Raw genomic sequence first — 10,589 nt, forward strand, 5'->3', positions numbered from 1 at the left:
CACCGTCACACCCGGTGGGATTGTTGGGTTTCTCATCGTGAGTTACCGGTTCAATATTCCAGACAGACTCGTGGTTCATTTGAGCGTCCATGCCCGCCCTGAACTCCGGGCACACTATAAGTAATATCGGTGACCCAGACCTGGGTGGCCCGGACAACGGTGAACTGCCGCTGCACGCGATTAGGAGCAACGACTGAAGGCCTGCCAGCGATACGACGTGGCGCTTTATAGCCGCGCACAGCTTTAATCCGGTCCAGTTGCATGATCCGACCCACCCGGTTTCTACCACAGGTTTCCCCGATTTCGTTCAGATCGCCATGAACCTGCCGGTAACCGTATACGCCTCCGCTCAGGGAATATGAGTCGCGGATAAGCATCAGCAGGCGCTGGTTATCTTTATCACGCGCCGAGACAGGGTTATGCAGCCACGCATAGAACCCGGCCCGGGCGACATTCAGTACCCGACACATCGTCATCACACCCCATACAGTTCGGTGCTCATTGATAAAGCGGTACTTCAGTCGGGCTCCTTTGCAAAGTACCGCGCGGCCTTTTTCAGGATATCCCGTTCTTCTTCGGTGCGTTTTAGCTGCGCCCGGAGTTTCAGGATCTCGCTTTTAGCTTCCAGTAAATCCCGGGCATGCTGCTCGCTGTTATCAGGTTTGATAGCCCGTAGCCACTTGTAGAGGCGGTGTGCAGAGACGCCCAGACGCTCAGATACTTAGGCGACGGAATAACCGCGTTCCGTTATCTGACGGACGGCTTCTTCCTTAAATTCAGGTGTAAATCGTGGTGTGCCCATACGCTCCTCCTATACTCAAACTATAGGGCAGGATCGTCTACCGGGGCGGGGTCAGTCCAGGGAGCCGTTAACGACCTGATGGCGGTTGTTCTGGAAAGCTATCTTCGGGAGGAATTCCCCGATACGGGCAAACGAAATGAGTCGCAGAAGAGGTCAATCGACGACACCATTTCGATAGTCCGCTCCTATCTCCGTTAACTCTGCCAGGCAGATGTCTGATGGGGTCTAAAACTGTAATGAAAGGAAATGACATATGAAATCACGTGCATTATTCATCTGTATTTTTTAATTGGTACCCGAAACCGCCTGAGTGTCGCCATCAGCTGGGTCTGGAACCACAGCGTCGCGTACCGGGGAGCCCGCATTATCACGGGAGCCAAATCTCCGGTCCCGGGTACGCCGCCAGCCAGTTCTCATACAGAAGGCGGATCCGCAGGGTACCGCTGAAACTTCAGCGGTGTCCCACATGGTACCACCGGGCCCAGCTTCAGCAATCTGTTTCCAGTCACACAAACGCTTTTTTCGACGGGCTTTCTGATCGAGCGGTCCGGCACACCAGATACCGTCACAAGAGGTGGCCTTATTAAGAGCGGACACACCTAGCACAGGAAATTCTATGGCAAAGAAACTTTTCGGTTATCATCCCATCCTGACTGACGACAACAATTCAGTTGTGATTCGCGGTGCTCGCGAGAACAACCTTAAAGAGGTGGATGTTTCCATTCCGCGCAACGCATTGGTTGTTTTTTCGGGTGTGTCAGGCTCGGGTAAGTCTTCACTGGCCTTTGGCACCATTTATGCTGAGGCGCAACGGCGCTACTTTGAATCGGTTGCCCCCTACGCTCGTCGCCTCATTGATCAGGTCGGGGTTCCGGATGTGGATGCCATTGACGGACTGCCGCCAGCCGTTGCGCTTCAGCAACAACGCGGTGCCAGTAACGCGCGCTCCTCTGTCGGCAGCGTGACCACCTTATCCAGTCTGGTGCGAATGATGTACTCACGGGCGGGCGCTTATCCTGCCGGACAACCGATGCTGTATGCCGAGGATTTTTCTCCCAACACGCCGCAGGGGGCATGCCCTTCTTGCCATGGTCTGGGCCATATCTATGAGGTAACTGAAACACTGATGGTGCCCGATCCCTCACTTAGTATCCGTGAAAAGGCTATTGCTTCCTGGCCCCCGGCCTGGCACGGACAGAATCTGCGGGATATTCTGGTGACGCTGGGGTATGACATCGACACTCCCTGGAAAAATCTGCCAGCGGAAGACCGTCAGTGGATCCTTTTTACCGAAGACACCCCCACTGTACCGGTTTTCCCGGGACTGAGTCCGGAAGATACGCGCGAAGCCGTCAGGAAAAAAATGACGCCGGGTTATATGGGGACCTTCACCGGGGCACGTCGTTATGTGCTACATACCTTCGCCAGCACGCAAAGCGCGTTGATGAGAAAACGAGTCTCCCGTTTTATGGAAGGCAAGCTGTGTCCGGTCTGTCACGGGAAAAGACTGAAGTCAGAATCATTGTCCGTCACCTTTGCCGGTGTGGACATTGGTGAATTTATGCAGATGCCCTTAGACCAGCTGGCGGAATTGCTCCTTCCAATCTCCCGGGGGGATTTCAGTGCCCACCACGCCGGCGCAGATGCCGACAGGGATATCACCCGTCGGGATCTGACAGAGCGTGCTGCATCCGGAAAAGCGGTCCATTCCGATAACGCCGATGTCTGCCGGACATCGGCGTTATCGGAAGAGAAACGACTGGCGGCACAACGGCTGACCGGTGGTGTCATGGCCCGGTTGTATCAGTTGCAGAAGCTGGGGCTGGGTTATCTTACGCTGGACAGAGCAACCCCAACTCTATCTGCAGGAGAGCTTCAGCGACTGCGTCTTGCCACGCAACTCAGTTCGATGCTGTTTGGTGTGGTCTATGTTCTTGATGAACCGTCTGCGGGTCTGCACCCCTCAGACAGTAAAGCGCTTTACGATGCGCTTGAGAACCTTCGTGATGCCGGCAACTCGGTGTTTGTCGTTGAACATGATCTTAACCTGATGCGACGGGCGCAATGGCTTGTTGATGTGGGACCGTCGGCTGGTGAACAGGGAGGACATGTTCTCTACAGTGGTATTCCTGAAGATCTGAAAGCCGTCACCCAATCTCGTACCGCGCGTTATTTATTTGATGAAGTCCGGCCACCACAATCTTTTGCCCGTATCCCATCCGGGTGGCTGAAACTGCAGGGGATCCATCGCCACAATCTTAAGTGGATCGATGTTGATATTCCTCTGGGTGTGCTGACAGCCGTGACGGGAGTCTCTGGCTCCGGTAAATCCAGTCTGATTGCCCAGGCCTTACCGGAACTGGTGCTTTCTTCACTTGGCGGTGAGCCAGAAGACGTGCTTTCCGAAGCCAGCGACGCTGAGGGGCCATCCGTAACGGAGAAAACGTACGGTACCCTGACCGGTGATACCGGACTGGTAAAGCGTCTGGTTCAGGTTGACCAGAAACCGATAGGCAGGACCCCCCGTTCAAACCTGGCGACATATACCGGGTTGTTTGATCCTGTTCGTAAGCTCTTTGCCGGAACGACTGACGCCAAACTCCATCATTACGATGCGGGTCAATTCTCTTTCAATGTGGCAAAAGGCCGCTGTGCAACCTGTGAAGGTGAAGGATTCGTCAGCGTGGAGCTGTTGTTTATGCCGAGCGTGTATGCACCGTGCCCGACCTGCCATGGCGCGCGGTATAACCGGGATACTCTCAGGATCTGCTGGCAGGACAAAAATATCGCGGAGGTCCTGCATATGACGGTGGATGAAGCCAGTCAGTTCTTTGCGACTGAAGAACCAGTGGCTCGTCCCCTCCGTCTGCTGAGTGAAATTGGTCTGGGCTACCTGCGTCTGGGACAACCAGCAACCGAGTTATCCGGAGGGGAGGCGCAAAGGATCAAGCTGGCAACCGAACTACAACGTAGCCAACGTGGCCACACGTTGTATATCCTAGATGAACCGACAACCGGCCTGCATGCTTCAGACGCCGACCGCCTCCTTGTGCAGCTGCAGCGGCTTGTTGATGCAGAAAATACGGTGATAATGATTGAACACGATATGCGGGCGGTTACTCAGGCAGACCAGGTTATCGACATCGGTCCTGGAGCGGGACATGAGGGAGGACGCCTGGTTGCCGCAGGAACTCCCGAACAGGTATCGCAGGTCAAAGAAAGCCGTACCGCACAGTATATTGCCAGGGAACTCTCACGGAACGGTTAAAAAGGGCTGTGTCGTCATTGCGTCAATGGCGGCACATTCCCGGCGTGTTCTGTATCAGTAATCTCCCGCAGGTATAATTTCAGCGCATCCCACTGGTTCAGCGCGTACGCGAACGCCTTCGACAGCTCCGAGTGCCGTGACAGCGTTTTCTGCTTTTCACGCAGCCAGCCCTCCAGCGCGGTCAGCAGCGGTACCGCTTTTTCCTGCCGAATGGCCAGCCGTTCCGCCGCGCTTTTGCCCCGGATGCCCGCCTCGATGCCATACAGCTCGCCGATACGGCACAGCGCTTCGGTCGTGGTGTCAGAGGGCGTCCGCACGTGCACGTCCGCCTGCAACACCCCGCTGAACCCCGCAAGATGCGACTGCGGATGTGTAACGCTGGCGTGATAGAAATTTTAAGTCAGTCATCAGGTGTCCACCTAATTAGGGGTCAGTTTGGATATCGAAAATTATTGTACGTCAAGGTTATTTTTTGACCTCTCTACTTTAGCGGGCCTCAGCCGACGAAACTTATCGGAAGCCGGTACCGGCCAGTCTGACTGAAGATGGAAGCAAAATTAATGCTGTGGGCTACCATACCTTCTTTAACAGGTGATTTGTGAACTGCAACTTCTCGGAACGGGAGTTTGCGCAAGGACCGGAAGTCCGCTTTTCGCTCATAGCGGACCGTTCCTGCGCACATGTCTGCTATGTGGTAGAGGCAGACAATACTTACAGCACAGGGCGTTAATAAATACGGAACAGATCAACCGCAGATGCCTCCTCCTGAATGTATTAATTTTGCTATCTCGTCGGCAAAATCAGGGAACAAGTCTGGATATGGAAGCGCCTGGCAGCTGAAAGTATGAATAATAACGCCCTGACAGGATATTTTATTGCACCCTGTCAAAAGTCATACATTCTTTCCCGGTTTTTGCTTTCTCATACCGGATAACTCTATTTAAGGCTTAAGGATAACCTTCGTCCATCCTTCATCCCGCTCATCGAAGTGCTTATATCCGGCAGGAGCCTCTTCAAGCGAAAGACGATGAGAAATTATTTTGCCCGGACTGGCTTTATCGTGATGGATGAGGCGAGACAGCTGACGGTTATAGGCCTTAACGTTCGCCTGGCCGGTACGGATTGCCTGTCCTTTAAACCAGAAACTCCCAAAATCAAATGGCATCTTACCCTCTCTGGCAAGCTCCGATTCAGCCCCCGGATCCTGAGGAATAAAGACGCCAACCACACCAATTCCCCCGGTTGCTTTCGTCGACGCAACAAGACTGTTCATGGTAACAGAGTTATCTTCATGGCCATGTTTGTTACAGCACTGATAGCCAACACATTCGCAGCCACAATCCGTACCGCGTCCATCCGTCAGGTCGAGAATTTTTTGTACAGCTTCATCGCCAGTAGCATTGATGCCCGTCGCCCCCATTTTTTCAGCCAGAGCCAACCGGTCTGTGTGCGTATCAACCACAAACACCTGTGAAGCACCTTTAATGATCGCCGAATGAGCTGCCATCAAACCGACCGGCCCCGCGCCATAAATGGCCACGCTTTCACCAGGCTTCAATCCGGCAAGTTCTGTTGCATGCCAGCCGGTAGGAAAAATGTCAGAGAGCATCACATAATCATCTTCTTTTTCTGCCGCATCAGGGGGAAGAACAAGGCAGTTAAAGTCGGCAAATGGCACCCGAAGCAGTTCCGCCTGACCTCCCTCCCAGGGACCCATTTCAGCAAAACCATAAGCTGCGCCTGCCGTACCCGGATTGGTAGTGAGACAAAAGCCGGTCAGACCTTTTTCACAGTTTTCGCAAAAACCACATCCCACGTTAAACGGCAGACAAACATAGTCGCCCACCTTAATACGTTCAACGCCTGAGCCAATTTCGACCACTTCACCCAGGTTTTCGTGACCCAGAATCCGTCCCTGTTCAAAGCTGGTCCGGCCCTCATACATGTGCAAGTCCGACCCACAAATGTTGGTGGTGGTGATGCGGACGAGTACATCCGTGGGGCGGACAATTTTCGCATCCGGTACGTCTTTTACTTTTACATCATAAGGACCGTTGTAAATTACTGCTTTCATGATCTTCTCCTTCTTGCGTGCGGAAAGGAAATGCTGCCCCGCGGATTGGGGTATCAATCGAGTTTAGCTGCCATAACAGATCTCGCGATCGGCGAAAGGACGATTAGGATGTTTCTTAACTAAGTGCATTGAAGTCTGTAAGACAGGTACTTACCGATGAAGGCTGCCTGGAAAACGTAAAAACATCACACGTTAATCCGGTTTTTTTAAGCAGGCAAGGGATTACGGACAGCTTTGAGCGAGAAGCGGATAAAGTAAATCTATCTCATTTCTGCATTGTGCCAGAAGTAGACATAGGTGAATTAGGTAACCCTAGAGATGCACTTTGAATCAATGATATGAAATGCTGAAAAGGTAATTAACTAATTCAAAATTTGAATAATCAGTTATCTCTTCCATGCTTAATACGTAACCTTAGCTAAGGAGAAATTATGTTAGACGAATACAAAAAATGCATCGAAGCCTGTTATCTATGTGCAACGGCATGTGATAACTGTGCGGCTTCGTGTCTCGACGAAGAGAATCTGGAGATGATGCGCGAGTGCATAAAACTGGATATGCAGTGTGCAAATATCTGCCGTCTTGCAGCTCAATTCATGACACTAAATAGCGGGTCTGCCCAGGATCTTTGCCGTCTTTGCGCTGATGTTTGTCAGAAGTGCGGTGACGAGTGTGGAAAGCATGAACATGACCATTGTCAGGATTGCTCAAGCGCTTGTCATCACTGCGCCGAACAATGCAGAAAGATGGCCGCCTGAGAAAAACTCAAATTACCAAACCCGCTTCGGCGGGGTTTTATATTCCCGGTAATAAGTCGTAGAAGGATGAGATAGATGAGTTTAAGAGTACGGACGGGAAATAGATCTACTCGAAAGTACTAGCCTCAATGACAAATTCTGGCACAGATTATTTGATTGGCTCAATGTCCGTTTTCGCTGACAGCGGACTGCACCCCGCCGGGGTGACCGCTTCGTGCCAGAATTGGACGTTTCCAAAATCTGCATGCACTAATCGGTGGAGAGCAGATCTCACTGCATAGCCATGCAGACGCGCAGAAATCATCAGGGGCGTTTGAAAGGTGCCGGAAACAGGCGGGAGGCCGCAGAAACGTGCTGAGGGCGCCTGCGGCGGTGCGCCCAAGGGTTGTTATGTTTAATATGGCAGAACTTTCCTGTCGCTATCATTTTGACGTCCGCTATTCGCTCATAGATATGCCTGTCGCGTTTGCGGCTTTACTTGTTATACCCAACCTGCCTGATTTTTATCGCCAGCATCCCGGAATTGAAATTATCCTGAGCAGCTCAGACCGCCGACGGAATATGCTGCATGATGGTCTGGACTGCATACTGAGGGTGGGGGAGCTGGACGATGGCGACTATATCGCAAAGGAGGTGGGAACCGTTAAAATGACGACCTGCGCCAGTCCTGCGTATCTTGATCAACACGGCACCCCGGAAACAATGGACGAGTTGCAGCAGCATCAGGCCGTCAACTGGATTAACAGCAGCAACAGACAAGTTATGCCCTGGACATTCGGGACGTCAGAGGGCTCCACCGAAATTGAACTTCCAGGCAGGCTTGTCGTGGATAACTCAGAAGCCTACATTGCAGCAGGCCTGGCGGGGCTGGGAATACTACAGGGCATGAATATTTTTTTGCAGCCTTATCTCGATCGCGGGCTGTTGGTAGAGGTTCTGCCAGATAATACGTCCCCGAATCGCAAACTGTAACTTCTGTATCCGCACCGCCATCTCTCCCGAAAAGTACGGGCGTTTACCGACTGGCTGGAAAGTTTATTGTAAACGCCTGGGGGCCTGCAGCCTGCTGGTACGTGCGCTGCCTTTTATCGGCCCGCCAGCTTCTGTATGGCTTCACGGACAGGAGCATCGCCAGACGTCAGCTCAATGATGACGCGGCTGACGGCAGGTTGCTCAATGAGTTCAGCCAGCGTAGCCGCCACGTCATCACGGGGCACGTTACCATACGGGATGGCCAGGCCGGCACGTACATAACCCGTACCAGTCTTATCCTGCAGCGCGCCGGGGCGCAGGATCACCCAGTCAAGCTCGCTTTGTGCTAGTTCCACATCGGCCATTTTTTTAACACGCATATAATTTTCGAATGATTCAGAAGTGGTTTCTCCCCGTGCGGACTCCGGGAATGCAGAAACGAGCAGAAAGCGAGACACACCGGCACTGAGGGCGGCAGCTACCGACTTTTTCAGCCCTTCGCCGTCGACCGCATTGGTCATCTCCTGTCCCCCCTTACCGCCGGCACCGGCAGTAAACACCACTGTATCACTACCTGCAAAGTGCATCGCCAGCGCAGCTGCATCCAGCTCTGTCAGGCTCCCACTGACGGGCTCAGCACCCAGCTCGCCTAGCAATGCCTGCTGCTCTGGCTTACGGTAGAGGGCACGAACAGCATGCCCCCTACCTGAAAGGATCCTGCACAGACGCTGGCCGATTTTGCCTGCACCACCGATAATGAAAACATGAACCACAGTTGTCTCCTTCTGGGGTTATGATGTGTCCGAAATTATAACCTGACATCAGGTCAGTTCCTTTGAGCCTGACCGATTGCACTGCATGCTGCTGCCAGCACCAGACAGCTGGTCAGATACTCAGTTGTTCTTATAGCTGAGAACAACAGCCGTACCGATTTAGCTCTCCCGTCACGATGAGAACTCCTGAACCGGTTACACGCAATGCCGGCCAATATCTTCCGTTATATTCGAAAGATCCACGCAAGTTACTGAAGTGCGAGGGACGCAATGTGTACCTTGAACGAACTGAAGTCAGCGGAACCCTGAAGGTTCGATTCCATAGCGTTCAGAAAACTGCTTGCTGAAGCTCGATAGTGAATTGTAACCCACCCGCCCCGCGACCGTTTTTACCGGCAGCGTCGATGTCATCAGCAGGCGGAGAGCCTCCGCGATACGTGCATCGGCGATAACTGAGCGTAAGCTGGTTGACTCACTGGCCAGGTGGCGCCGAAGCGTGGGGCCACTGAGTCCCGTCAGATCTTCAATTTCAGCAGCACTCCAGGGATGAGCCGGTTTGTCCGCTACCATCTGACGGATTTTCATGGCCAGACTTGGCTGCCGGGCTCGCAGCAAAGCATGGTATCCCATGCCATAAAGCCAGAGCACCACTTCAACCATGGCGTGCAGGGAAAGCGGACGCTTCCCTTCCCGCATTGCGGCTGTCCAGCGGTTAAGGGGTGAAAGAAGAGCTGATACGGAAATGGCTGCGATGCTGCCGGTGTCCTGTGGTGGTGGTGCGGCAAGTAACAGCCTGGCTGCTTCAAGCTGTTCCTCCGCGAGCACCACGCTCAGGGCAACAAACTCACCACTTTGTTCTGAAGGGGCATATTCTATATCGATGCTACGGGCATTCGGGACGACCATAATCTCGCCCGGGATCACCCGGTGCCATTTCTCATTTTCACGATACCGGAATTCTCCTTCCAGCGGAAAGGAAAGGGTCGCACCTTCCACCTCGAACTTCTTTACCTGATGCGTCTGTTCTGCGCGAAGGCAATCGCAGGGAAGTGGAAAACGGGAGCGTGCCAGGGTAAGAAGCTCAGCGAGGAGATCATCAACGGGAGAATCGGAAAAGCTGACTGTTTGCATATTCATCCGGAATTTGACTTTGACCGCTATTATACGTCGCCATATACAAAAGCATACAGCGACGCGTGCGGTTGTCTATTCCCGGATGACAAAAATCAGGCCGATTATAGTTATTGCCATACCCACAAGCATGGGCAATGTAATGGCCTCTCCAAACTGAAGTGGTCAACAAAAACTGGCCACCGAGTTAGAGTTTTTTCCAGTATCGATTTTCCGATTCGTTTGGTGGTAACCCACCATTATATTCGTGCGGTCTTAGTGCGCTGTAATATCCAACGATATAGTCCGTTATTGCGTGAGCTGCATCGCTGAAGCTTACATAGCCCGTCGCCGGCACCCATTCGTTCTTCAGACTCCTGAAGAAGCGCTCCATTGGGCTGTTATCCCAGCAGTTTCCACGCCGACTCATACTCTGCCTGATCCGGTATCTCCACAGTAACTGCCGGAACTGCCTGCTCGTATAATGACTGCCTTGATCGCTGTGGAACATCACCCCGACGGGCTTACCACGGGTTTCCCATGCCATTTCCAGTGCTTTCATGGTAAGCCTGCTGTCCGGCGAGAACGACATGGCCCAGCCCACTGGTTTTCTTGCGAACAGGTCGAGAACAACGGCGAGGTACGCCCAGCGCTTACCCGTCCAGAGTAGAGTAAGAGGCAGGGCGTAGTCGGACTATTTCCCTGCCTCTCCTCCCCGAACCGGACGTGCACCTTTCAGCGCATCCGGCTCTCCATTTAAATGCTGGCGAACACCATTGCCACTTCTGTAAAGCGCGATGTATACGTGTTTCTGGTTTCCGTCCTCAGATAG

Annotated in this window: 5 protein-coding genes and 5 pseudogenes; 3 read left to right on the plus strand and 7 right to left on the minus strand. The window is 52.9% G+C overall.

What is annotated here, in order from left to right; translation table 11 throughout:
- Window positions 1–116: 116 nt before the first annotated feature.
- A pseudogene (locus ACJ8MK_RS25415) lies at window positions 117–802 on the minus strand (IS3 family transposase); the annotation flags it as partial.
- A 616-nt stretch (window positions 803–1,418) separates the two neighbouring features.
- On the opposite strand from ACJ8MK_RS25415, the gene ACJ8MK_RS25420 reads away from it, so the two are divergent.
- Entirely contained in the window at window positions 1,419–4,070 is a 2,652-nt protein-coding gene (locus tag ACJ8MK_RS25420; protein ID WP_012561117.1) for an excinuclease ABC subunit UvrA, read from the plus strand.
- A 71-nt stretch (window positions 4,071–4,141) separates the two neighbouring features.
- Here the strand turns inward: ACJ8MK_RS25420 and ACJ8MK_RS25425 are convergent.
- Window positions 4,142–4,441: pseudogene (locus tag ACJ8MK_RS25425) on the minus strand (IS66 family transposase); the annotation flags it as partial.
- Window positions 4,442–5,010: 569 nt separating this feature from the next.
- Complete coding sequence (locus ACJ8MK_RS25430; RefSeq protein WP_022651297.1) at window positions 5,011–6,144, minus strand: glutathione-independent formaldehyde dehydrogenase; 1,134 nt, start codon at window positions 6,142–6,144, stop codon at window positions 5,011–5,013.
- 431 nt (window positions 6,145–6,575) lie between these two features.
- Here ACJ8MK_RS25430 and ACJ8MK_RS25435 point away from each other — a divergent pair, with 431 nt between their 5' ends.
- Window positions 6,576–6,902, plus strand: coding sequence for a four-helix bundle copper-binding protein (locus ACJ8MK_RS25435; RefSeq protein WP_022649401.1), 327 nt, complete (start codon window positions 6,576–6,578; stop codon window positions 6,900–6,902).
- Window positions 6,903–7,349: 447 nt separating this feature from the next.
- Window positions 7,350–7,946, plus strand: a pseudogene (locus tag ACJ8MK_RS25440) (LysR substrate-binding domain-containing protein); the annotation flags it as partial.
- A 41-nt stretch (window positions 7,947–7,987) separates the two neighbouring features.
- On the opposite strand, the gene ACJ8MK_RS25445 reads toward ACJ8MK_RS25440, so the two are convergent.
- From ACJ8MK_RS25445 to ACJ8MK_RS25460, 4 genes and pseudogenes are all read right to left on the minus strand, one after another.
- Window positions 7,988–8,647 carry an SDR family oxidoreductase gene (locus tag ACJ8MK_RS25445; protein ID WP_007897903.1) on the minus strand — a complete coding sequence of 220 codons (660 nt, stop codon included), beginning with the start codon at window positions 8,645–8,647 and terminating at the stop codon, window positions 7,988–7,990.
- Between the two features lie 294 nt (window positions 8,648–8,941).
- Window positions 8,942–9,778 carry a helix-turn-helix transcriptional regulator gene (locus tag ACJ8MK_RS25450; RefSeq protein ID WP_023279881.1) on the minus strand — a complete coding sequence of 279 codons (837 nt, stop codon included), beginning with the start codon at window positions 9,776–9,778 and terminating at the stop codon, window positions 8,942–8,944.
- A 165-nt stretch (window positions 9,779–9,943) separates the two neighbouring features.
- A pseudogene (locus ACJ8MK_RS25455) lies at window positions 9,944–10,433 on the minus strand (IS3 family transposase); the annotation flags it as partial.
- A gap of 80 nt (window positions 10,434–10,513) precedes the next feature.
- Window positions 10,514–10,589, minus strand: a pseudogene (locus tag ACJ8MK_RS25460) (reverse transcriptase); the annotation flags it as partial.

Origin of the sequence: Serratia sp. CY38905 (assembly GCF_052168875.1) — a bacterium.
GTDB classification, from domain to species: Bacteria; Pseudomonadota; Gammaproteobacteria; order Enterobacterales; family Enterobacteriaceae; genus Serratia; species Serratia sarumanii.

Excerpts from the sequence above, each read along its gene's own strand:
- ACJ8MK_RS25435 (WP_022649401.1), top strand. The coding sequence starts at position 6,576 with ATGTTAGACGAATACAAAAAATGCATCGAAGCCTGTTATCTATGTGCA.
- ACJ8MK_RS25420 (WP_012561117.1), top strand. The coding sequence starts at position 1,419 with ATGGCAAAGAAACTTTTCGGTTATCATCCCATCCTGACTGACGACAAC.
- ACJ8MK_RS25430 (WP_022651297.1), bottom strand. The coding sequence starts at position 6,144 with ATGAAAGCAGTAATTTACAACGGTCCTTATGATGTAAAAGTAAAAGAC.
- ACJ8MK_RS25450 (WP_023279881.1), bottom strand. The coding sequence starts at position 9,778 with ATGCAAACAGTCAGCTTTTCCGATTCTCCCGTTGATGATCTCCTCGCT.